At 42.9% G+C, this 22,163-nt stretch carries 23 protein-coding genes, 1 pseudogene and 1 riboswitch; of the genes and pseudogenes, 5 read left to right on the plus strand and 19 right to left on the minus strand.

The window, feature by feature from the left end:
• Positions 1-382 precede the first annotated feature (382 nt).
• From AAGG74_RS10530 to AAGG74_RS10550, 5 genes and pseudogenes are all read left to right on the plus strand, one after another.
• Positions 383-2,200: a ribonuclease YeeF family protein gene (locus AAGG74_RS10530; protein WP_429675368.1), complete on the plus strand. Its 1,818-nt coding sequence runs from the start codon at positions 383-385 to the stop codon at positions 2,198-2,200.
• Between the two features lie 14 nt (positions 2,201-2,214).
• A complete protein-coding gene (locus AAGG74_RS10535; protein ID WP_429675369.1) occupies positions 2,215-2,724 on the plus strand; it encodes a hypothetical protein in 510 nt (169 codons plus the stop codon).
• Between the two features lie 119 nt (positions 2,725-2,843).
• A pseudogene (locus AAGG74_RS10540) lies at positions 2,844-4,223 on the plus strand (HNH/ENDO VII family nuclease); the annotation flags it as partial.
• Between the two features lie 13 nt (positions 4,224-4,236).
• Positions 4,237-4,701 (plus strand): SMI1/KNR4 family protein, encoded by a 465-nt coding sequence (locus AAGG74_RS10545; RefSeq protein ID WP_429675371.1) that lies wholly within the window; start codon positions 4,237-4,239, stop codon positions 4,699-4,701.
• A 175-nt stretch (positions 4,702-4,876) separates the two neighbouring features.
• A complete protein-coding gene (locus AAGG74_RS10550) occupies positions 4,877-5,047 on the plus strand; it encodes a hypothetical protein (RefSeq protein WP_429675372.1) in 171 nt (56 codons plus the stop codon).
• Between the two features lie 81 nt (positions 5,048-5,128).
• Here AAGG74_RS10550 and sufB read toward each other — a convergent pair whose 3' ends face one another.
• From sufB to AAGG74_RS10645, 19 genes are all read right to left on the minus strand, one after another.
• Positions 5,129-6,526, minus strand: coding sequence for a Fe-S cluster assembly protein SufB (gene sufB, locus AAGG74_RS10555; RefSeq protein WP_024713611.1), 1,398 nt, complete (start codon positions 6,524-6,526; stop codon positions 5,129-5,131).
• Between the two features lie 20 nt (positions 6,527-6,546).
• Positions 6,547-6,990, minus strand: a complete 444-nt coding sequence (gene sufU, locus AAGG74_RS10560; RefSeq protein ID WP_162103485.1) for a Fe-S cluster assembly sulfur transfer protein SufU — start codon at positions 6,988-6,990, stop codon at positions 6,547-6,549.
• Positions 6,980-8,200 carry a cysteine desulfurase SufS gene (gene sufS, locus AAGG74_RS10565; RefSeq protein ID WP_429675375.1) on the minus strand — a complete coding sequence of 407 codons (1,221 nt, stop codon included), beginning with the start codon at positions 8,198-8,200 and terminating at the stop codon, positions 6,980-6,982. Before sufS ends, sufU begins: the two co-directional genes overlap by 11 nt.
• Positions 8,200-9,513: a Fe-S cluster assembly protein SufD gene (gene sufD, locus AAGG74_RS10570; RefSeq protein WP_162103487.1), complete on the minus strand. Its 1,314-nt coding sequence runs from the start codon at positions 9,511-9,513 to the stop codon at positions 8,200-8,202. The genes sufS and sufD overlap by 1 nt, the downstream gene beginning before the upstream one ends.
• 17 nt (positions 9,514-9,530) lie before the next feature.
• Positions 9,531-10,316: a Fe-S cluster assembly ATPase SufC gene (gene sufC / locus AAGG74_RS10575; RefSeq protein WP_162103488.1), complete on the minus strand. Its 786-nt coding sequence runs from the start codon at positions 10,314-10,316 to the stop codon at positions 9,531-9,533.
• Positions 10,317-10,509: 193 nt separating this feature from the next.
• Entirely contained in the window at positions 10,510-10,647 is a 138-nt protein-coding gene (locus tag AAGG74_RS10580) for a YuzK family famiily protein (protein WP_162103489.1), read from the minus strand.
• Positions 10,648-10,839: 192 nt separating this feature from the next.
• Positions 10,840-11,217: a carboxymuconolactone decarboxylase family protein gene (locus AAGG74_RS10585; RefSeq protein ID WP_162103490.1), complete on the minus strand. Its 378-nt coding sequence runs from the start codon at positions 11,215-11,217 to the stop codon at positions 10,840-10,842.
• Positions 11,218-11,485: 268 nt separating this feature from the next.
• On the minus strand, positions 11,486-12,310 hold the full coding sequence (metQ, locus tag AAGG74_RS10590) for a methionine ABC transporter substrate-binding lipoprotein MetQ (RefSeq protein WP_162103491.1): 825 nt from the start codon (positions 12,308-12,310) through the stop codon (positions 11,486-11,488).
• Between the two features lie 13 nt (positions 12,311-12,323).
• Entirely contained in the window at positions 12,324-12,992 is a 669-nt protein-coding gene (metP, locus tag AAGG74_RS10595) for a methionine ABC transporter permease MetP (RefSeq protein WP_225493365.1), read from the minus strand.
• Complete coding sequence (metN, locus tag AAGG74_RS10600) at positions 12,985-14,010, minus strand: methionine ABC transporter ATP-binding protein MetN (protein WP_162103493.1); 1,026 nt, start codon at positions 14,008-14,010, stop codon at positions 12,985-12,987. The genes metP and metN overlap by 8 nt, the downstream gene beginning before the upstream one ends.
• 105 nt (positions 14,011-14,115) lie before the next feature.
• Positions 14,116-14,222: riboswitch (SAM riboswitch) on the minus strand.
• A gap of 81 nt (positions 14,223-14,303) precedes the next feature.
• The gene (locus tag AAGG74_RS10605; protein ID WP_162103494.1) at positions 14,304-14,681 is read right to left on the minus strand and encodes an SCP2 sterol-binding domain-containing protein; all 378 of its coding nucleotides are present in this window, start codon (positions 14,679-14,681) and stop codon (positions 14,304-14,306) included.
• Positions 14,682-14,788: 107 nt separating this feature from the next.
• On the minus strand, positions 14,789-15,109 hold the full coding sequence (locus tag AAGG74_RS10610; protein WP_024713602.1) for a thioredoxin family protein: 321 nt from the start codon (positions 15,107-15,109) through the stop codon (positions 14,789-14,791).
• Position 15,110: 1 nt separating this feature from the next.
• Positions 15,111-15,473 (minus strand): toprim domain-containing protein, encoded by a 363-nt coding sequence (locus AAGG74_RS10615; RefSeq protein WP_202923607.1) that lies wholly within the window; start codon positions 15,471-15,473, stop codon positions 15,111-15,113.
• 71 nt (positions 15,474-15,544) lie between these two features.
• Entirely contained in the window at positions 15,545-15,781 is a 237-nt protein-coding gene (locus tag AAGG74_RS10620; RefSeq protein WP_429675379.1) for a YusG family protein, read from the minus strand.
• 55 nt (positions 15,782-15,836) lie between these two features.
• Positions 15,837-16,220 (minus strand): glycine cleavage system protein GcvH, encoded by a 384-nt coding sequence (gene gcvH / locus AAGG74_RS10625; protein WP_162103497.1) that lies wholly within the window; start codon positions 16,218-16,220, stop codon positions 15,837-15,839.
• A gap of 66 nt (positions 16,221-16,286) precedes the next feature.
• Positions 16,287-16,643: an arsenate reductase family protein gene (locus tag AAGG74_RS10630; protein WP_162103498.1), complete on the minus strand. Its 357-nt coding sequence runs from the start codon at positions 16,641-16,643 to the stop codon at positions 16,287-16,289.
• A gap of 110 nt (positions 16,644-16,753) precedes the next feature.
• Positions 16,754-18,538, minus strand: a complete 1,785-nt coding sequence (fadE, locus tag AAGG74_RS10635) for an acyl-CoA dehydrogenase FadE (RefSeq protein ID WP_429675381.1) — start codon at positions 18,536-18,538, stop codon at positions 16,754-16,756.
• Between the two features lie 14 nt (positions 18,539-18,552).
• Positions 18,553-19,728, minus strand: coding sequence for an acetyl-CoA C-acetyltransferase (locus AAGG74_RS10640; RefSeq protein ID WP_429675383.1), 1,176 nt, complete (start codon positions 19,726-19,728; stop codon positions 18,553-18,555).
• Between the two features lie 10 nt (positions 19,729-19,738).
• On the minus strand, positions 19,739-22,099 hold the full coding sequence (locus tag AAGG74_RS10645) for a 3-hydroxyacyl-CoA dehydrogenase/enoyl-CoA hydratase family protein (RefSeq protein WP_429675385.1): 2,361 nt from the start codon (positions 22,097-22,099) through the stop codon (positions 19,739-19,741).
• Between the last annotated feature and the right edge of the window lie 64 nt (positions 22,100-22,163).

A 22,163-nucleotide genomic window follows, 5' to 3' on the forward strand; every position in this document is an offset into this window, starting at 1 on the left:
CAAAACCCGGCGGAAGCATCCGCCGGGTTTCATTTATATTAACCGATTGAACCTTCCATTTCGACTATGATTGCGGGCAAGAAAAACACAAATGCGCATAAAATAAGGGTTTGCGCTGTTTTGTTATCGTTTTTTAAAAGATTTTAGTGAAAAAGTTTATTTTACGGTATCAAAAGTGGTATCACGTTTTTCTTGGGATAAAGAAAATATGGATTATATAAAGTCCCTCTCTAATTGAGTCGGGACTTTTCTGTTTCATAAAAACAGGAATAAAGACACAGATCAAAGTAATCATTTTCTTTAAATACAAAGACTTTTCAATTATTCCTCTTTTCCTCGTGATAAGATTTTGTTGTGAAATTCCAAAAGAAGGGATATGAAGATGAAAGTATTTGAAGCCAAAACACTGCTTTCTGAAGCTGAAAACCGCGCAAAAGAATACAAAGAATTAAGAAGTCAGATGGTCAATCTACAGAAAGCCTTCAAAGCTGTAGCTGATTTAGATGACAGTGAGTTTTCTGGAAAAGGCGCTGACAACATCAAATCATTTTATCAAGACCACGCTGGTGTAGCTGACAATTGGATTGACTTACTTGATATGAAAATTGCTTTTTTGACAAGCATTTCAGGCACTTTAGAGGACGCCAGTTTATCTGATGCTTACATAGAAGAATCCTTCTTAGAACATGAGCTGGCTAATGCTTACACAAAATCAAAATCCATCATGTCTGAACAAAAGAAAGCGATGAAAGATATCCTACATGATATCGACGATATTCTTCCGCTTGATTTGTTCTCGACAGAAACCTTTAAAGACGAACTCGCCGATGCGGAGAACCAACGCAAAAAAACAGTCAATAAAGTAGGCAGCATTGACGAAGCACTTGTTTCTGAATATGTCCAGTCAGAGCCAAACGAGCAATTCATCAAGAAGGACTTTCAAAAGCTTGAGGAATCCACAGGCAAAGGAAAAAACGCTACGCCCATTCACTACAATGCTAAAGCTTATCGAGAAAGTGACATACATAAGAAAAAAGGCGATATTGAGAAACAGACTGAAGCTTATTTGAAGATCAAAAAAGATGAAGCGAAAGAGCGAGAAATCAAGGATTTAAAGAAGAAGCTAGCTGACGGTGTGACGGATCCGGATGAATACTTAGACATCGCCAAGAAGGTCGGCTATGAGAATCTCACACCAGCACAGCTCCAATACGCAGTGCAGCTTGAACAAGCACAACAGCTGAAGGCCGTCGGTGAAAGTATCATCAATGCCGGCAAGTCAGTAATAGATTTCGTTGAAGGAGTTGATGATGGTATTGACGATGTGATTGACGATACCTTTTATGGCCTCAAAGACTTGGCTGTGGGCGCATGGGAATATTCACAGCTCCCTACCGAACTTAAACTGACAAAAACAATTACAACCGTTTTGAGCGTACCTTCTTATTCAAAAATCATCTGGACAAACCTCGCCGATTCATGGAATGATAAAATGGTAAATGGTGATGCATACGATAAAGGACATTATATCAGTTATGTGGTCGGAAATATCGTTGGTCCAAAAGGTGCGGGTGCCGCGGTACAAACCACGACCAAGCTTTCTAAAGTAGGTAAAGTGGTTGAAGGTGGAACAGCCGCTGCTCATGTCAATAAAGGGATAAACAAAGGCAAAGCTTATCTAAATTCTTTCGTTAAAAATAAGAATGATCTTGCACTGGTTGGGATTGCACAAGACATCGAGAATACGTATAACGCAAAAAATACTCCTCTATTAAAAAGTATGATTGAAGATAAAAAAGAGAGTGTTCTCAGAAGATCTGAACGTTCTAACAATAAGGGTATGGGTAATGTTTTAGGTGATGGTACAGTGTGGGAAAATATAAAAATTACTCAACCACTTTATGAAGGTACAAAAATACCAAAATCATTTGAATTAGTAGCCGATGGAAAAAAATTCTGGGTGCATCCAAATGGGACAAAACATATGGTCGAGTATATAACTAGAGATGCAACTACACATGGTATGCCGATAAATAGTCAAACTTTATTGTCAAGTTTCCAAAACTCTGTTAAAAATGCTGTTAAGGAAGGCATTAAATATGAAGAAATCATGAACATAGGCAATTGGGAGTTAATTTTTAGTAAACCCCGTGGAGACGGATTACTACCGGTAATAAAGCACGCTGTGTATAGGCCTTAGAAGGAGACATGATTATGTTAAAAGTAACAGAATATAAAGAAAGTCAGTCTGTAAATATTGAATATGATGTTTATACACCGATTAATATTGAATTCGGTTCTTGGAATATATCAAAGGAACCAACGATATATTGGAGAACTGGGGATTTCAAGAAATCTTTAATTGAAGTAGGCATAGGGAAATATACAGGTAATATTCGTTCTATTACACTAACTTTAAGTGAGAATGTACACAAAATGGAAAGTTTAAACTTGGATATGAAAAATATGACTTTGATTAAAGGTGTACCTAATTTTCAGATTGAAGAATATAATGATAAGACGTATATAGACGAAAATGGTGAATTGAACGTTTATATAGGAATTGATAAGGTGTTAATTTCATTTTCGAAAAATGATACTGTGTCTATTGTACAAAATGATACTGTGGGATTTGTTTTAGATAAAAATAAAATGGTATGTGGCATTATAGTAAGTGGTATGTTAGAACATGAAAAGAAAACATTAGAAGATGCATTGAAATAAAGTATTGTGAATCACAAACCTTGATTGGCTAAATGCCTTTCAAGGTTTTTTACCTTAATTTAGCTGATAAACGAGTGGGATAAAATGAATATGATTTATTTGAAAAGACATTAAATGATAAAGAAGACTTTAAAGACGAACTCGCCGATGCGGAGAACCATCGCAAAAAAACAGTCAATAAACTAGACAGTGTGGACGAAGCACTTGTTTCTGAATATGCCCAGTCAGAGCCAAACGAGCAATTCATCAAGAAGGACTTCCAAAAGCTTGAGGAATCCACAGGCAAAGGCAAAAATGCTTCCCCTATCCACTACAATGCCAAAGCCTATCGAGAAAGTGACATACATAAGAAAAAAGGCGATATCTCGAAACAGACTGAAGCCTATTTGAAGATCAAGAAAGATGAAGCGAAAGAACGAGAAATCAAAGAGCTGAAAAAGAAGCTAGCTGACGGAGTGACGGATCCCGATGAATACTTAGACATTGCGAAGAAGGTCGGCTATGAGAATCTAGAGCCGTCTCAAGTGCAGCTTGCAGTGCAAATTGAACAAGCGAAGCAGCTAGAAGGAGCAGGAGAAATCACCTGGGATATCGTAAAAGGTGTAGGAGTAGGCTTATATGATGTAGGAAAAGACACTGTAACCGGCATATGGGACTTCATCACCGATCCAGGAGAAACACTCTCAGCACTGGGCAATGCAGCTATGCATCCAGTGAAAACATACGATGCCATTTCAGCAGCAATTGAAGAGTCATATCAAAAGGATATGAAGAATGGAGATGTCTATTCTAGATCAAGATGGGTAACGTATGCAATTGGTTCGGTGGCTGTAGCTATATTTGGAACGAAAGGCGCAGGAGCGATTAACAAAGCAGATGCAGCGGGTAAAGTAATAAACAAGGCAAGTCAAGCAGGTAAGAAAATCAAGGACGTTAAGATACCAGATTTGCTACCTTATAACCCTAAATACGATCTTGCCCTAGCTGATAATGTGCCATACAATGTGGTTGATAGCCTAAACCTTAAGAATGAACTCTTGACTAATGCGAAGAAATTAGATGAGAGCAGAAAGCCATTTACAGGTCAGGAAATAAATCTCCCTTGGTTAAATAAAGAAAAGTATGGAGCTGTTGAAATAGACGGCAATGTAAAAGTTAAAGGACAAAGTAGAGATGTAAGCCGTAGAGTCTATACACTAAAGGACATTGATGTTAATCAAAAAACCCCAAAAGGAAAAACTAATCTGGAATTAATGAAAGATGGTAAGTCTCCTTATGCTAAAGACGGAACACAGATTAACCTACATCATCTCATACAAGAAGAAAGTGGACCATTGCTTGAGATACCTAATAGTTTACATACAAAGTATAGCGATGTAATACATGGCCTTAAAGGTAATGGAGAAAGTTTTAGGAACGATGTTTATTTGGAGAAACAGTACAATAACTTTAAGACAAGGTATTGGAGATGGAGAGCAAAACAATACGAGAAAGAATAAGGAGTTATAAATCATGGATTTTTATTTGAAAATAAAGGAATTCTTAGCTGAAAATGCTAAGGAAAAAGATTTCACAGGTGGAATTGAAGGAGATAAAATTTTAAAAATAGAACAAGATCTTCAAGTCACACTTCCAGATAGCTACAAATGGTTTCTTAGAAATTATGGTTCTGGCGGAGTTTATGGAATCGATTTATTAGGCTATGATTTGGGTGGCGCTTCAGTTGTGGAAACAACCAGAGAGTATCGTGAATATAGAGAATTACCAAGTGGTTTAGTAGTTATAGAACATGTTGATTTTTTTGGATATTGCTTAGATACTACGCAAATGAACAATGAAGGAGAATGTCCAGTTATTATTTGGAGTGAATTCGGTGGCTATAAAGAACTTGATTCATCAAATTTTATAAAGTTCTTTTATGAAAGGCTTCTTGAGATGAAAGAAAACTGGGAAGAAGATGAAGACTGGGACGATTAAGCAAAAGTATTGCAATTTAGAGCCCCTCATTATATGAGAGGCTCTTTTATTGCATCAATTTCGCTTTTGTTTTAGCTCTGTAATTCAAATCATTATCAAAATATTAACAAATAGCATAATTGAATCCTTATTTAATTTAAAATGTAAATATCCATTTTAAAAAGAGGGTTTTAGTGTGCTTCAAGAAAAATATCCAATGGATAGGACTCTTTATTTAGTTTTAATTGCTTTTATAGGGTTGAATTTCGCTAATAATGTACTTAATGATATATATAGATTGGGTACAATTGGTTGGTGTCACACTACTCAAAATAGAGTTGAAAAAGTCGTTTGTGAAAATATGTAATATCCCTAATTTACATACCCTGGGTCTAAACAAATAAAAGGACGCAACTGAAAACCAGTTGCGTCCTTTTTTGTGAAACAATTAACCGATTGAACCTTCCATTTCGAACTTAATCAAACGGTTCATTTCAACTGCGTATTCCATTGGAAGCTCTTTTGTGAATGGCTCGATGAAGCCCATTACAATCATTTCAGTTGCTTCTTCTTCGGAAATGCCGCGGCTCATCAAGTAGAAGAGCTGCTCTTCAGATACTTTAGACACTTTCGCTTCGTGCTCTAATGAAATGTTATCATTTAAGATTTCATTGTAAGGAATGGTGTCTGATGTTGATTTGTTATCCATAATGAGCGTATCGCACTCGATGTTAGAGCGGGCACCTTCCGCTTTGCGTCCGAAGTGGACGATTCCGCGGTACGTTACTTTTCCGCCTTGTTTTGAAATCGATTTTGATACGATTGTGGATGATGTGTTTGGTGCAAGGTGAATCATTTTCGCACCCGCATCCTGATGCTGGCCTTTACCCGCAAGAGCGATAGAAAGCGTCATACCGCGCGCGCCTTCGCCTTTTAGGATACAAGCCGGATATTTCATTGTCAGTTTAGAACCGATGTTGCCGTCGATCCATTCCATTGTTGCGTTTTCTTCACAAATCGTACGCTTTGTTACAAGGTTGTAAACGTTGTTCGCCCAGTTTTGGATCGTTGTATAACGGCAGTAGCCGCCTTTTTTGACGATGATCTCAACAACCGCACTGTGAAGCGAGTTTGTTGTGTAAACAGGCGCAGTACAGCCTTCAACGTAATGAACGCTTGCTTCTTCGTCAACGATGATCAGCGTACGTTCGAACTGACCCATGTTTTCAGAGTTGATGCGGAAGTAAGCTTGAAGCGGTGTTTCAACCTTTACGCCTTTAGGCACGTAGATGAAAGATCCGCCGGACCAAACAGCTGAGTTAAGCGCCGCAAACTTGTTATCAGTCGGCGGGATCACTTTTGCCCAGTGCTCACGGAAAATATCTTCATTTTCTTTCAGGGCGCTGTCAGTGTCTTTAAAGACGATGCCCTGCGCTTCAAGGTCTTCTTTCATGTTGTGGTATACAACCTCAGATTCGTACTGAGCAGAAACACCCGCAAGGTATTTTTGTTCAGCTTCAGGAATACCGAGCTTGTCGAATGTTTGCTTAATTTCTTCAGGAACTTCATCCCAAGAACGCTCTGAACGCTCAGACGGTTTTACGTAGTACGTAATTTCGTCAAAGTTCAGTGAGTTTAAATCTCCGCCCCATTGCGGCATCGGCATGTTGTAGAAATGCTCAAGTGATTTCAAGCGGAAATCAAGCATCCATTGAGGCTCTTCTTTCATGCGAGAAATTTCTTCTACGATTTCTTTTGTCAATCCGCGCTCTGAACGAAAAATGGAAACGTCTTTGTCGTGAAAACCATACTTGTATTCACCAATATCAGGCATTTTTTTAGCCATCCATTTTCACTCCAATCCTTTTAATTGCCGCCTTCTTCTTTTGCGACTCCTTTTTCAAGTGCTTTCCATGACAGGGTTGCACATTTGATACGGGCCGGGAATTTTGAAACGCCTTGAAGGGCTTCAATATCCTCGAGATCTATAGAATCATCATAATCTTTGCCTTGCATCATATCCGAGAAAATCTTAGACATGGAAAGGGCTGTTTCGATATCTTTCCCTTTAATCGCCTGAGTCATCATCGAAGCGGATGCCATTGAAATGGAACAGCCTTCCCCTTCAAATTTCGCATCTTCCACGATGTCTCCGTCAAGCTTCATTGTCAGTCTGATGCGGTCGCCGCATGTCGGATTGTTCATATCCACGACGATGCTGTCATTCAAAACCCCTTTGTTGCGGGGGTTTTTGTAATGATCCATAATCACCTGTCTGTACAATGTATCTAAATTTGCATTAAAAGACATTTGTAAAATACTCCTTTGTCTTTTGAAGAGCTTCCACAAGCTTATCAATCTCTTCCTCTGTATTATACAGATAAAAGCTTGCTCTCGCAGTAGCAGATACATCCAGCCATTTCATCAGCGGCTGCGCGCAATGATGGCCGGCTCTTACAGCAATCCCTTCCGCATCAAGTACGGTTGCCACATCGTGAGGATGAACATCATCGAGGTTAAATGTGACAAGGCCGGCACGCTCTTCCGGTCCGTAAACTGTTACACCGTCAAGCTGGCGGAAGCGTTCAAGCGCATAAGCTGCAAGCTTGTGCTCGTGGCGAGAGATTTCATCAAGACCGATTTCTTCGAGAAAATCAATAGCGGCACCGAGACCGATTGCTCCTGCAATAATCGGCGTACCCGCTTCGAATTTCCACGGAAGCTCTTTCCAAGTTGATTCATAAAGCCCGACAAAGTCGATCATTTCACCGCCGAATTCAGCAGGCTCCATGTTTTCCAGCAGGTCTTTCTTTCCGTACAGCACACCAACGCCGGTAGGACCGCACATTTTATGGGAAGAAAGCGCAAAGAAGTCGCAATCGAGATCCTGCACGTCAATTTTCAAGTGAGGTGTGCTTTGCGCACCGTCCACCACAATGACAGCCCCATTGTCATGAGCGATTTTCGCAATGTCTTTAATCGGGTTGATCGTGCCGAGGACGTTAGATACATGAGACACTGCAACAATTTTCGTGTTGCTTGTGACCGTTTCTCTGACGTCTTCTAAAGAAATCGTTCCGTCTTTTTGCAGCGGAATATATTTTAATGTGGCTCCAGTCGCTTTGACAGCCTGCTGCCACGGAATGATATTCGCATGATGCTCCATATAAGTGATGACCACTTCATCACCCGGTTTTAGGTTGGCGCGCACATAGCTTAACGCCACCATATTCAGAGATGTGGTCGTGCCTTTTGTGAAAATAATCTCAGCCATTGACTTCGCGTTAATAAACTTGCGGACTTTTTCACGCGCACCTTCATAACCATCTGTCGCTCTGGTTCCAAGTGTATGGACGCCCCGGTGAACATTGGAATTGTATTGGTTATAATACTTATCCAGTGCTTCAATGACAGCACGCGGCTTCTGGGAAGTCGCCGCGCTGTCGAGATAGACGAGATCATGTCCGTTCACTTGCTGATGAAGGATCGGGAACTGTTCACGAATATCTGTGATATTCATTACTTCACTTTCCTTTCGATAACAGAAACTAATTGTTTCTTAACGCCTTCAATCGGAAGTTCGTTTACTACCGGCGCAAGGAAGCCGTAGATGACTAAGCGTTCTGCTTCTTCTTTCGCAATTCCGCGGCTCATCAAGTAGTAAAGCTGAACAGGATCCACACGGCCGACAGATGCCGCATGTCCTGCAGTTACATCGTCTTCGTCAATTAAAAGAATAGGGTTTGCGTCTCCGCGTGCTTTTTCACTGAGCATCAGTACACGTGATTCTTGCTCCGCATTCGCTTTTGAAGCGCCATGTTCGATTTTACCGATTCCGTTAAAGATAGAAGAAGCGGAATCCTTCATCACACCGTGCTTCAAGATATAACCTTCTGAAGCTTTACCGAAATGGATGATTTGTGTTGTAAAGTTCTCTGTTTGCTCTCCTCTTCCGACAACAACCGTTTTCGTATCGCCATATGTGCCGTCACCGTAAAGGTTTGTTGTATTTTCAGAAATCGTGTCACCATCGTTCATGAGACCTAGAGCCCACTCGATTTTGCTGTCGCGTCCGCGCGCAGCACCGCGGCGGTTCACATATGTTGTCACACCGCTAGACAGATTATCCACCGCACCGTATGTCACGCTGGCATTATCACCTGTGATGACCTCACTGATAATATTGAAGACAGCGTCTTTCGGGTTTACAGTGCTGATATAGTTTTCTACATATGTGACAGAGCTGTGGTCTTCAGCCACAATCAGCACATGGTTGAATAGCGCTGTATCGTTGCTTTCGTGGACATAAACAGCCTGAATCGGTGTCTCCACCTGAACATTTTTCGGTACATAAAGGAATGCTCCGCCATTCATAAGAGCCGCGTGAAGCGCAGTTAATTTATGCTCATCAACCTTCACGCCATCCTTCATAAAGTACTTCTCCACCAAGTCGCTGTGCTCGCGGGCTGCAGTCAAAATGTCAGTGTAAATGACGCCTTTGTCTTTCAATTCCTGCGAAAGAGAAAGGTGTGCCGGCGTCTGGTCACGCTGTACGTATAATGTTTTATCTTCGTTTTCTATATCAATCAGCGCTTTTACTTCATCAGTCAAATCTTCTAATGAAGAAAGCGGTTCGTTATCAACTGTATGCTTCGCGAAATTCGTGAAGTTCCAGTTTGTGATTTTTGTTTTGTCAGGCTTTGGCATCGGCAGATCCTCAGCTTGTTCAAGAGCCTGTAAGCGCAGGTCTTTCAGCCAGGCAGGTTCTTGATGCTTTTCGGAAAAGCTTTTGAGATACTCCTGATCTACAGATAGTTTTGTACCTAGTGTCATGTTAATCCCCCTAACGCTTACGCTTCTTGGCCTACAGTTTCGTCTTCAATGCCAAGTTCTTGTTTGATCCATTCATAACCTTCTGCTTCAAGACGCTGTGCAAGCTCTGCACCGCCGGATTTTACAACGCGCCCTTGCATCATAACGTGAACAACATCCGGAGTGATGTAGTTTAACAGGCGCTGATAGTGAGTGATCATCAGGCAGCCGAAGTTTTCGCTGCGCATTTTGTTGATCCCTTTGGATACAACTTTCAAAGCATCAATATCAAGACCTGAGTCGATTTCATCAAGGATGGCGATTTTCGGTTCAATCATCATTAATTGAAGGATTTCGTTGCGCTTTTTCTCCCCGCCTGAGAAGCCTTCATTAAGATAACGCTGAGCCATTTCAGGATCCATTTCAAGGAATTCCATGTTTTCGTCCATTTTGCGGATGAATTTCATAAGAGAAATTTCATCGCCTTCTTCTCTGCGCGCATTGATTGCTGAGCGAAGGAAGTCAGCATTTGTTACACCGCTGATTTCACTTGGGTATTGCATCGCAAGGAATAAGCCTGCCTGTGCGCGCTCGTCCACTTCCATCTCCAGTACATCTTTGCCGTCAAGCGTGATGCTGCCTTTTGTTACTTCATATTTAGGATGCCCCATAATCGCAGCTGACAAAGTAGATTTACCAGTTCCGTTCGGACCCATTACCGCGTGGAATTCTCCGCCTTTTATTTCAAGGTTTACACCTTTTAAGATCTCTTTCCCTTCGATTTCAACGTGAAGATCTTTGATCGTTAATGTTGAAGCAGCCATATCTATACCTCCAAAAATATATAATCATTATTCTCATTTTATTCTCATTCTAATTTTATAACAAATGAAAAGTAAATACAACTTTTTATCGTGCCCTGCACATTCCACAAGTTTAACAAAGATCAGCACTTTATTAAAGCGATTGAAAAAGAAAAAGAGTGGATTCCCACCCTTTTTTAAAAGATTGATTTTCTCAATAAGCTCCCGCAGAAATCCGCTTGCTCTTTTCATAATCAAGCTCTCTCTGCCGCTCTACTTTGATTCTTGTTTCCAGCCGGCGTCCGTATTCCTCATATCCAATTCCATGTGACAGCTGCATCGCTTTTTCCATTTCTGACGTATAATCGAGGTTCAGTCTATCCTGGCTGCTGCAAATAATGAATCAATCCCTTCATTTATTTGCTTTTATTGTATCAGCGATGCGATGAATGCCGCAAAAAGGATGTGGCTTGATATAGCGGCAGGTGAGACGAAAGCATCCTTTTAGATCAAATGAGAACGGTTTTTTGGAATATTCCTTCTCTTAATGCGGAGTGTTTCCGAATTCCTCTATGCACTGCTGGACAACTGTCACGCCCTGACTGAGTGCCGCACCGCCTCCAAACGCCGCTGCCACACTGACCGCTTCGAGAATGTTTTCTTCTGTGGCTCCCTGATCAAGACAGCCTTTTGTATGATAGATCATGCAATACTCATCTTGGGCATTGATGGCAATTCCGAGCGCGATCAGCTGTTTTTCTCTTTCAGTCAGTGAGTTGCCGGCAAAGCATTGCTCAGTAAACTCGTTAAACTTTCTTCCCATCAGCGGCATCTTTTGTTCAAATGTGCCTAAACCTAATTTATATTGCGTTAGCGCGTCCTGCATGCTTTCTCTGTCTTGATTCAAAGAAAATCCCTCCATCTGTTTAACATTCCTTTTTATTATGAACAGCTTTTAGGAAAATACCCGAAAAAAACCCCGGATTTCTCATCCGGGGTTTCACCGTGTCAGCAAACCCTCGCATTCGTTGTCAGACCTGCACGTTGGTGCTCACGAATCACAACATTCGCTCCGCTCCAATGCTCGGCCTTCCGTTTTCATTCGCGCTGAAAAGATGACAAAGCCCTTAAACTAAGTTTAAGGGCTTTGTCAATAATCGAACCCCGGATTTTCATCCGGGGTTTCGGTCTTATTCAGATACAGGAAGCACAGCTCCATCGTATTTTTTCTCGATGAAATCTTTGATCTCTTTAGAGTGAAGAACTTCCATCAGCGCTTTGATTTTTGCGGAATTCTCTTCGCCTTTTCTGACGGCAATAATGTTAGCGTATGGGTTATTTTTCGTTGCTTCTACTTCAATCGCATCTTTTTTAGGATTTAATTTATTTTGAATCGCATAGTTTACATTGATGAAGACAGCGTCTCCTTCTTTGTTGTCATATGCTTTTGCCGTTACTTCCGGCGCTACTTTTTTAAATTGAAGATTTTTCGGGTTTTTCTTAATGTCTTTCAATGTCGCGTCAACTGTTTCCACTTTAGAGTCAAGTGTGATTAATCCCGCGTTTTCAAGCATTGCAAGCATACGGCCTTGTTCAGCGACGTTGTTTGTCAAAATAATTGTCGCACCCTTTGGAAGGTCTTTCAGCGATTTATATGTTTTAGAGTAAATACCGAATGGCTCTAAGTGAACAGCTCCGGCATTCACAAGTTTGTAGTCTTTGTTTTCTTTCATTTCTTGCTCAAGGTAAGGAATGTGCTGGAAGTAGTTCGCATCCACTTCTTCATCAGATAAAGCTTTGTTGTACATCTTGTAATCACTAAGCACTTTCACTTTCAGCGTGTAGCCTTTTTCTTTCAACAATGGTTCAGCTTCTTTTAAAATTTCCGCATGCGGTGTTTTTGTTGCTGCGACGACAATGTCTTTTTTGCCGGATTCAGCCCCGTTATTCGAACCGCAGGCCGCCATGACTCCTGCAAATACAAGCAGTAATGCACCCAAAAATAGCTTTTTCAATGTAAATCCTCCCTTATCGTTTATCTATAATATTTGTTATCACATCACCGATGATTTGGATAATAAATACGATGATTAAAATAAACACAGTGGCAATGAAGGTAACATCAGCATTATTAGACTGATAGCCTTCTACGTACGCAAGATTTCCAAGACCGCCTGAACCGATGGCCCCGGCAATTGCGGTTGAGCCGATCAAAGCGATGGCCGTAACCGTAATGCCGGAAATGAGAGCCGGCATAGACTCCGGAAGCAGCACTTTGAAAATAATCGTAGACGTTTTAGCACCCATTGATTTAGCGGCTTCAATCACACCTTTATCAACCTCGCGCAATGCGATTTCCGCCAAGCGCGCGTAGAACGGTGCAGAGCCGATCACCAGCGCCGGCAGTGCGGCGTTTGGCCCTAAGATGGTGCCGACTAAAAACTTCGTAAAGCCCAGCAGTAAAATAATTAAAATGAGAAACGGAATCGATCTGAATATGTTGACAATGGCCGCAATTACAGAGTTGACCGCTTTATTCTGCCAAAGGCTCCCTTTGCTTGTCAAAAAGAGCAGCAAGCCGAGGATCACTCCGATGACAAAGGCAAACAGCAGAGAGATCAGCGTCATATAAAGTGTTTCATATGTCGCATTCCACAATTCTGTTAAATCAACGTTTGGGAAGTATTTTTCAAACATTCGCGATCACCTCTGCTTTCACCTGTTTATCATTAATAAACCGGATCACGTTTTGAACTTCTTCCTCGTCTCCGTCAATATGGATGAACAGCGAGCCGTAAGCTCCATCCTTTGTCTGCGAGATTTTCCCTTGCAGAATATTGACGCTGACATTAAAGTTTCTAATCATTTCTGTAATCAAAGGCTGCTCAGCCGAATCACCGACAAATGTGAGCTGGACCGTTTTTCCTGATGCTGTTTCATCAAGAAGGTGCGAAAGCGTTTCTTTCGTTTCTTCCGGCTCTGTCACCTGCTGAACAAATCGTTTTGTCATGTCTTCCTTCGGATTTTTGAAGACATCGAGAACCTCGCCTTCTTCCACAACCTTACCGTTTTCCATGACAGCGACTCTGTTACAGATTTTGCGGATGACATGCATTTCATGGGTGATCAGCACAATCGTCAAACCGAGTCTTTCATTAATATCGGACAATAAATCCAAAATTGAATCCGTCGTTTGCGGATCTAATGCTGATGTCGCTTCATCGCAAAGGAGAACCTTCGGATTGTTTGCAAGCGCTCTTGCGATTCCGACGCGCTGCTTCTGCCCGCCGCTCAGCTGAGACGGGTAAGATTTTTCTTTTCCTTCTAAACCGACCAGTTTAATCAGTTCGTTAGCGCGCTTCATCCGTTCGCTTTTTTTCACCCCGGCAATTTCTAAAGGAAACATGATATTATCTCTGACGGTCCGCGACCAAAGCAAATTGAAATGCTGGAAAATCATGCTGATGTCATGGCGTGCATTTCTTAAAGCGCGTCCGTTTACTTCATTAATTTTAGTTCCCGCCACTTCCACGGTTCCTGAGGTTGGTTTCTCAAGGCCGTTCAGCAGACGGATTAAGGAACTTTTACCAGCTCCGCTATATCCTATAATTCCAAAAATCTCACCTTTTTGTATGGAAAGAGAGACATTTTGGACAGCATTGACATCTCCATGTTTCGACTTATAAACTTTTGAAACATCTTGAAGATTGATCAAAGCAATCACCTGCCTTAACACTATTCTAAGAAATCTTCCGGGATATTCGGCAAAAGAAAAGCCTTTCTGCACATGTGAGCAGAAAGGCTTATATAAAACGCCTTTCTCTCATCTTTCAAAGCTGAACGCTTCGTGTGAATTGGCACCATTTCAACAGCGTTGATGGTTGCCGGGCTTCATAGGGCACTTCCCTCCACCTCTCTTGATAAGAGAAATATATAGTCTTTTTCGTCCGGAAATTCTTAATGTAGAATAGCATGGCGAATGATGAAATGTCAATAAAATAAATGATGTCAACTTTTACTATTATAATAATTTTCTATTTTTTCACTTTTTAAAATCCTCTGAAAAAATCCATTTGTCAGCCAGAGAATAGCTTCTAGTTTTAAGAGAGCCCTGAATGAGCCCTTCACTTTCAGGCTTCCCCTCTGGATCAAATGCTGCAGGGAAATATCTCCGTGCAACAGATGAATAATTTCCGCTTGGTTTCCGTAAAAGGTCAGGTTGGACGCTGGGGGCGGAGAAATTTTTTTCATTTCCCCCTGTTCGTTTATCGAGACGGTTAAGGCTTCTGTTTCTCCCTGGAAGGTAATGAGTAATGTTGATGCGTTCAAAAGAGGTTTTAAAAACAGATGCTGATACTCATCTTCTAACACTTCTGCTTTCTCCATATGTACAACCTCCTATTTGTTGGTCATACATAGACATTTCTCTTTTTGACGCAAGAACCCCTTTATAAAACGAACGACAATTTCATTGAAATACGCTGAGAAATATGTCACAAATGGGACGCGGAAGATGATTTTTGTTTAATCAGCTCATATAAATAAGAAACAGAATGAAACGCATATCCTCTTTCGACCACTTTTCCGCCTTTAAACAGGAGAAAACACGGGACACTTTCAATTTGATACGCTTTTGCGAATGTCGGAGAGTAATTGACATTGTTTTGATAGAAGGCGACATCAGGCAGCATTTCCTTCACCACTGTCAGCATTTTGCTTGCAAGCTGGCAGGTGCCGCAAAACGGAGTATATAAATATAGGAGATACACATCATCTGCGATGTGCTCTAGCTCGTGTTCTTGTAGTTCTTTCATGCTATACACCTCGGGACTTTCTTTCAAGAAAAATAGTATGGACATTTAAATTTGCGCGGAGCAGTACAGAAGCGACATGGTGTTTCGGCGCAGCCTCTACTTCCTTATAGGCTCTGTCTATATGCAAATGGCAGGCGTCATTAAATTCTCTTTTCAGCTGTTTTCTTAATGTCTCGCCTGATTCATCAGCATCAACTAATATATAGACGTCTTTATCGTATAGCTCGTCAGCCAATTCCTCAAGCTTCAGCTGGCTGATTGTTCCGTTGGTACAGATAATGCGCACTGGTTCATTCAGGACACTTTCAACTTTCTCTTTATCTGATTTTCCTTCGACAATCATCACCTTTTCCAGCTCATCCATCTTTATCACCTGCTGCGTTAAATTTGAAACGTTCAGATTGTAAAAGAAGGCAGTGAAATTCACCGCCAACATTAACACCAGCCGTTTTCATAGTCACAATCCACGTATTTTTCATCATTTCCTGAGACCACATCGGCTGTCTTATAAAATTTCTCATTTTCAAAGGAATAGCCTGATTTAAGCTCATATTCATCCATGCTTGTCATTTGGCCGATCTTCTCATTATCATGATATAACGAGAGCTGGCCATTTTGAAAGCGGCCTGTCACATCATTGGTGACATCGAGCTTTTGTTTGCTGAAAGCCATATTGGACACCTCCCATAACGTTAGCGTGTCCAATTGCCTTCACAGCTATCCTGTTTTAGTCTTCTTGTGTCATTTCTTCGTATTGCTCTGCTGTCATCAGTTTTTCAATTTCAGAAGCGTCAGACGGTTCAACAACGATCATCCATGCTTTCTCGTACGGTGATTCGTTAACGAATTCCGGACTGTCATCAAGATCTTCGTTTATTTCCACAACCGTTCCATTAATCGGTGCATAAAGCTCAGATACCGTTTTAACGGATTCAACACTGCCGAATGGCTCGTCCGCTTTGATTTCAGCGCCAACTTCAGGAAGTTCGACAAACACGATATCGCCTAGTTCGGCTTGGGCAAAATGCGTAATTCCGATTCTGGCTTTTTCTCCTTCAACTTTCACCCACTCGTGTTCTCCTGAGTAACGCAAATCTTTAGGTATGCTCAATTGAATCCCTCCATTTTTTACAGCACTATAATAAGAAGATACCACACTTTTCAAAAAAAATTGACATTAAGCCCAGTTTTCTTCAAATTGGTCTTCTTTGAATCCGACTGTCACTTTTTCGCCGTCTGTTGTAAGCGGGCGTTTGATCAGCATTCCGTCTGAAGCCAGCAGTTCTAGCTGTTCGTCCTCCGACATATGATACAGCTTTTCTTTGAGATTCAGCTCGCGGTATTTCATGCCGCTTGTGTTGAAAAATTTCTTGAGATCCAGTCCGCTTTTTTCATAAAGCGCCTTTAGTTCCTCTTTGCTTGGAGGCTGCTCTGCAATATGTATTTCGTTGAATTCTTTTCCATGCTCTTCTAACCATTTCTTTGCTTTGCGGCACGTTCCGCATTTAGGGTACCAGTAAAAAGTTAACGACATCTTCTTCCCCCTCAATAAAATAATCGAGGTTATTTTAACACAGTTTGTTTTAAAAGCCTAAACCTGTGCTTCTTAAAAAAAGCTCCGCTTAATGCGGAGCTCTCGGACAATCAGACAATATATTTTTCAGCTTCGAAAACGGCCGCCGCTGCTTCGCGTTTTTTCTGAATGACGTTTTTAGGCGTTACGCGCGTCAGCTTGCGCAAAGCGGAAAGCATCATGCGGAGGGAGTCTCCTTCTTCCATTGCGATGAGTGATTCTTTCGCGTGCGCTTCAATTTCATGAAAAGCTTCCTGGACAAAAATTTCTGTATACAGCACCTTCTGCACCGCTTTTTCTTCTCCTTGTGCGGCGATGGCTTTTTCTGTTCTAAGCACGGCTGATTCCATTGCATATACATTGCTGACAATATCCGCGATGTTGACGAGGATTTCTTGTTCACGATCGAGTGCTTTTCCGTATGTTTGGGCAGCGAGACCGGCAGCGAACAGCGCGATCTTTTTGGCTTGCTTAACGACATATTTCTCCTGTTCTAAAACGCCGCTGCCAGGCTCTTCAGGCATAAGCATCATCAGTTCTTCTTGAAGCGACTGCGCTTTTTCAAATAGAGGGAGTTCGCCTTTGAGCGCCTTTTTCAAAAAAGTGCTTGGCACGATTAACCGGTTAATTTCGTTTGTGCCTTCAAAAATCCGATTGATCCTTGAATCGCGATAGGCTCTTTCTACTTCGTATTCCTGCATAAAACCGTAGCCGCCATGAATCTGCACGCCTTCATCTACGATATAATCAAGTGTCTCAGACCCGAAAACCTTATTCAGAGAGCATTCTATCGCATATTCGGCAATTGACTTGGCAATTTGCCGGCCGTCCTTGAGATCTTCGGCCGTAAACTGGCTCATATTGTCTTCAAACAGCCCCACAGTTCTGTACACAGAGCTTTCCATCGCGTAAAGCCTTGATGCCATTGTCGCGATTTTTTCCTGTGTCAGCGAAAAGCCCGCAATCGGCGTTTTAAATTGGCGGCGCTGATTTGCGTATGCCGCAGATAGCTCAATCACCCGTTTAGATGCGCCGATTGTGCCAACCGCCAGTTTATAACGGCCGATATTTAAAATATTAAAGGCGATGATATGCCCTTTGCCGATTTCTCCGAGCAGGTTTTCTTTTGGCACTTCAGCCTGATCTAAAATAAGGGTTCTTGTTGACGATCCTTTGATCCCCATTTTCTTTTCTTCCGGGCCTGTTGATACGCCAGGGAAATCTTTTTCTACAATAAACGCTGAAAACTTATCACCGTCCACCTTAGCGTAAACAACAAATACATCAGCAAAGGCAGAGTTCGTAATCCACTGTTTTTCTCCGGTTAATACGTAATGCGTTTCCGCTTCATTCAAGACGGCTGTTGTTTTTGCTCCCAGTGCATCCGAACCAGAGCCCGGCTCAGTCAGGGCATAAGCCGCGATTTTTTCGCCTGAAGCGAGCCCGGGCAAATACGTTTTCTTTTGTTCCTCTGATCCGAAAAAGACGATCGGCAAGGAACCGATGCCGACATGCGCGCCATAAGAAAGCGAAAAGCTTCCCGCGCGCGAAAATTTTTCAGTGATAAGCGCGGAGCTGATTTTATCAAGGCCAAGCCCTCCGTATTCCTCCGGCACATCGGCGCCAAGCAGTCCCAGTTCGCCCGCTTTCTTCAACAGCCTGACGGAATGCTCAAATTGATGGTTTTCGATGTCATCTATATGAGGGAGAACATCCTGTTCGATGTAATCCTCCGTTGTTTTCGCAATCATTTTATGCTCGTCAGTGAAATCCTCCGGTGTATACATTTGGTCGTATGTGACATTCTCAATTAAGAAACCGCCGCCTTTTTGCACTTCAGCCGCTTTTTTCGCCATTTGCTTTTCCCCCTTTAGCATAATTCAAATACACCGGCCGCTCCCATCCCGCCGCCGATACACATTGTGACAACGCCAAATTGCTCGTTTCTCCGTTTCATTTCATGAATGAGTGAAAGTGTAAGCTTTGTGCCCGTACAGCCAAGCGGGTGCCCAAGCGCGATTGCACCCCCGTTGACATTCACTTTTTCTTCATCAATTCCCAGTTCTCTGATGACTTGAATGGCCTGTGAGGCGAAAGCTTCATTCAATTCAAACAAGCCGATGTCCTGCAGCTGAAGCCCGGCAAGCTTTAAGGCACGCGGGATGGCTTCTACTGGCCCAATACCCATTACTTCCGGCGGCACGCCGCCTACCGCAAAGGAGCGAAATTTCACAAGCGCCGCCAAACCTAGCGCATCTGCTTTTTCCCGATCCATCAGCATGACAGCCGCCGCTCCGTCACTCGTCTGTGAGGAGTTGCCCGCCGTAACCGTTCCATCAACAGCAAAAGCCGGACGCAATGTCGCTAAGATGTCTGCCGTCGTTTGCGGGCGTACGCCTTCATCCTGAGAAAACACAAACTGTTTTTCCTCCGGCTTATGGTTTTCTCCGATTTCTGTCACCGTCACTTCGACAGGTACTATCTCACCTTTAAATTTCCCCTCTGCAAGGGCTTTGGCCGCATTCTGGTGACTGCGAACGGCGAATGCATCCTGATCCTCTCGCGTGACGCCGTATTTTTTCGCGACCTGCTCGGCTGTATGTCCCATGCTCATATAATATTCCGGCGCCTGTTCTGCCAGCGCAAGGTTCGGACGGGTGACATGCCCCATCATCGGAACCTGTGACATGGATTCTGCTCCGCCGGCGATCGCTGTATCGTAGGCGCCAAGCATAATTTTTTCCGCCGCATATGCGATAGACTGAAGGCCTGAAGAGCAGTAGCGATTGACTGTTATCGCCGGAACCGTGTATGGCAGTCCGGCGAGCGCGCCGATATTTCTCGCCATATTGAGCCCCTGTTCCGCTTCAGGTGTCGCACAGCCGATAATCAAGTCGTCAATATTGCCTTCGTAGCCGCCTGCTCTTTTCAATGTTTCTTTTACGCAAATCGCACCCAAATCATCCGGACGAACGGCGGCAAGGGATCCTTTTTTGGCTTTTCCCACCGGTGTTCTTGCACCTGACACAATGACTGCTTCTTTCATAAGCTCCCTCCTAATTCCGTAAAGGTTTACCTTTCACAAGCATATGCTGCATTCTCGCTTGAGATTTCGCCTCTCCTGCCAAACTCAAAAACGCTTCCCTCTCGATCTCTAATAAATACTCTTCGTCTACTTCTGTGCCAAACGGCACTTTTCCGCCGGCAATGACATAAGCGAGTTTTTTCGCGATCTTAAAATCATGCTCAGATATATAACCGGACAGTTTCATCTGCTCAGCGCCAAGCAAGAGTGCCGCATAACCGGTTTCACCCGGCACCTTGACCTTTTCTTTTACAGACGGCCGCCAGCCGGTATCGTATAAAGAGGCGGCAAGCTGCTTCGCATCGTACAGCAGGTGATCCTGATTCACGCTGATACGGTCTGTTTCTCTTAAAATGTTCATCTCACGAGCCTCTTGGGCGGAGGCGGATACTTTCGCCATCGCAATTGTTTCAAATGTTTTCATTGCCGCATTCATCGGATCAAGACCGCGGCGAAGATGGTTAATGTACAGCTCTTTATTACCTCCTCCGCCAGGGATAAGGCCGACACCGGATTCGACAAGCCCCATGTAGGCTTCGCTTGCTGCTTGAATGCGTGCCGCAGGCAGGCATACTTCCGTTCCGCCGCCGAGCGTCATGCCAAACGGAGCGGCGACAACCGGCTTCGCACTGTATTTAATCTTCATCATCGTTTCTTGGAACCGGCGGATCACGAAGTCAACTTCCAAAAAGTTGTCATCCTGGACTTCCATTAGAATCATAGCGAGATTCGCGCCGACACAGAAATTTTTTCCTTGATTGCCGATGACAAGCCCTTTATAGTTCCGCTCTGTTTCCTCTAACGCCTTGTTGATCATTTGAATAATATCGAGGCCGATGGCATTGCTTTTCGAATGAAACTCAAGAAGGGCCACATCATCTCCAAGGTCAATCAGGCTTGCTCCGCTGTTTTTCGCAATTACCCCTTTTGTTTCTTTAAGCGCTTGTAAATGAATCTGTTTTTTATTTTCCTTCACGGCCCTGTATTCGCCGCGGTCATAATAAAATACTGTTCCGTTCTCTTTGATGTAGAAGGTTTCATTTCCTTTGTCCAGCATGTCTTTAATCCAGCCGGGTATTTTAGCCCCAAGCTTTTCTGCAAACTGTCTGAGACCGATGGCATCCCACATTTCAAACGGGCCCAGCTCCCAGCCGAATCCCCACTTCATGGCTTGGTCAATCGCATGAATATCATCAGCAATCTCACCAAGCAGCTCAGCTGAATAAAGCAGGGTTTGAGATGTGATATTCCAAAGCAATCTGCCAGATCTGTCGTCCGAGTAAATAAGCGCTTTCATTTTGGCTTTTGTCCCTTTTGCCTGTTTTGCCGCTTCAAGTGCCGGTGATATCATTTTTGTTCGCTTCCCATAAGTAAGCGTCATTGGATCAAGCTCATAAATCGTTTTGCCTTCTTTTTTATAAAAGCCTTGACCAGCCTTGCTTCCGATCCATCCTTTTTCCAGCATATCGTTCATAAAGCTTGGCAGGCGGAATATTTCTTTCTCGTCTCCATCCGCTTTGTCATACACATTTCGGGCGACATGGGCGAATGTATCGAGTCCGACAACATCAAGCGTTCTGAAGGTTGCGCTTTTCGGTCTGCCGATCAGCGGGCCTGTGATTGAGTCGACTTCACCGACCTGATAGCCGCCTTTCAGCATTTCTTGTACTGTAACGAGAAGCCCGTACGTTCCGATTCGGTTTGCGATAAAGTTCGGTGTGTCCTTTGCTGTGACTACGCCTTTACCGAGAACATTTTCACCGAAGGCTGTCATAAACTTTAAGATATCAGGGTCTGTTTCCTGAATCGGAATAATCTCCAGCAGCTTTAAATAGCGGGCGGGATTAAAAAAGTGTGTTCCGAGAAAATGGGCTTTAAAATCATCCGACCGGCCCTCAGCCATTTTCTGCACTGATATACCAGATGTATTGCTAGAGACAATACTTCCAGGCTTTCGGTGTTTATCCACAAGGGTGAAAATTCGCTTTTTGACTTCAAGGTTTTCCACAACAACTTCAATAATCCAATCTGCTTCATTCAGCCTTTCTGCATCATCCTCCAGATTGCCTGATGTGATATAGGAGATGTTTTCCGCTGATGTGAGGGGGGCTGGCTTTTGTTTCAGCAGTTTTTTTACCGCTTGGCGGCTCAGCCTGCTGCGCACCTCCGGACTGTCCTTTGCCAGCCCTCTTTTTTCTTCTTCCTTTGTCAAATCGTTCGGCACAATATCAAGCAGCAAGACAGGAATTCCGAGGTTAGCCAAATGTGCCGCAATCCCGGAACCCATTACCCCCGATCCTAAAACGGCTGCCTTTCGAATGTGTTTGTGCATGAGATATCCCCCTTGAACATTGAATGAATAATCATTCATTTTTTGACCAAAAAAAATGAAACCT

Source organism: Bacillus mexicanus (assembly GCF_050445615.1).
Lineage (GTDB): Bacteria > Bacillota > Bacilli > Bacillales > Bacillaceae > Bacillus > Bacillus mexicanus.

Bases quoted from the DNA above. Each gene is read 5' to 3' on its own strand.
- AAGG74_RS10530 (WP_429675368.1), top strand. From the start codon at position 383: ATGAAAGTATTTGAAGCCAAAACACTGCTTTCTGAAGCTGAAAACCGC.
- AAGG74_RS10535 (WP_429675369.1), top strand. From the start codon at position 2,215: ATGTTAAAAGTAACAGAATATAAAGAAAGTCAGTCTGTAAATATTGAA.
- AAGG74_RS10545 (WP_429675371.1), top strand. From the start codon at position 4,237: ATGGATTTTTATTTGAAAATAAAGGAATTCTTAGCTGAAAATGCTAAG.
- sufB (WP_024713611.1), bottom strand. From the start codon at position 6,526: ATGGCTAAAAAAATGCCTGATATTGGTGAATACAAGTATGGTTTTCAC.
- sufU (WP_162103485.1), bottom strand. From the start codon at position 6,990: ATGTCTTTTAATGCAAATTTAGATACATTGTACAGACAGGTGATTATG.
- sufS (WP_429675375.1), bottom strand. From the start codon at position 8,200: ATGAATATCACAGATATTCGTGAACAGTTCCCGATCCTTCATCAGCAA.
- sufD (WP_162103487.1), bottom strand. From the start codon at position 9,513: ATGACACTAGGTACAAAACTATCTGTAGATCAGGAGTATCTCAAAAGC.
- sufC (WP_162103488.1), bottom strand. From the start codon at position 10,316: ATGGCTGCTTCAACATTAACGATCAAAGATCTTCACGTTGAAATCGAA.
- AAGG74_RS10580 (WP_162103489.1), bottom strand. From the start codon at position 10,647: ATGGAAAAAGCGATGCAGCTGTCACATGGAATTGGATATGAGGAATAC.
- AAGG74_RS10585 (WP_162103490.1), bottom strand. From the start codon at position 11,217: ATGGAGGGATTTTCTTTGAATCAAGACAGAGAAAGCATGCAGGACGCG.
- metP (WP_225493365.1), bottom strand. From the start codon at position 12,992: ATGTTTGAAAAATACTTCCCAAACGTTGATTTAACAGAATTGTGGAAT.
- AAGG74_RS10605 (WP_162103494.1), bottom strand. From the start codon at position 14,681: ATGGAGAAAGCAGAAGTGTTAGAAGATGAGTATCAGCATCTGTTTTTA.
- AAGG74_RS10610 (WP_024713602.1), bottom strand. From the start codon at position 15,109: ATGAAAGAACTACAAGAACACGAGCTAGAGCACATCGCAGATGATGTG.
- AAGG74_RS10615 (WP_202923607.1), bottom strand. From the start codon at position 15,473: ATGGATGAGCTGGAAAAGGTGATGATTGTCGAAGGAAAATCAGATAAA.
- AAGG74_RS10620 (WP_429675379.1), bottom strand. From the start codon at position 15,781: ATGGCTTTCAGCAAACAAAAGCTCGATGTCACCAATGATGTGACAGGC.
- AAGG74_RS10630 (WP_162103498.1), bottom strand. From the start codon at position 16,643: ATGTCGTTAACTTTTTACTGGTACCCTAAATGCGGAACGTGCCGCAAA.
- fadE (WP_429675381.1), bottom strand. From the start codon at position 18,538: ATGGCGAAAAAAGCGGCTGAAGTGCAAAAAGGCGGCGGTTTCTTAATT.
- AAGG74_RS10640 (WP_429675383.1), bottom strand. From the start codon at position 19,728: ATGAAAGAAGCAGTCATTGTGTCAGGTGCAAGAACACCGGTGGGAAAA.
- AAGG74_RS10645 (WP_429675385.1), bottom strand. From the start codon at position 22,099: ATGCACAAACACATTCGAAAGGCAGCCGTTTTAGGATCGGGGGTAATG.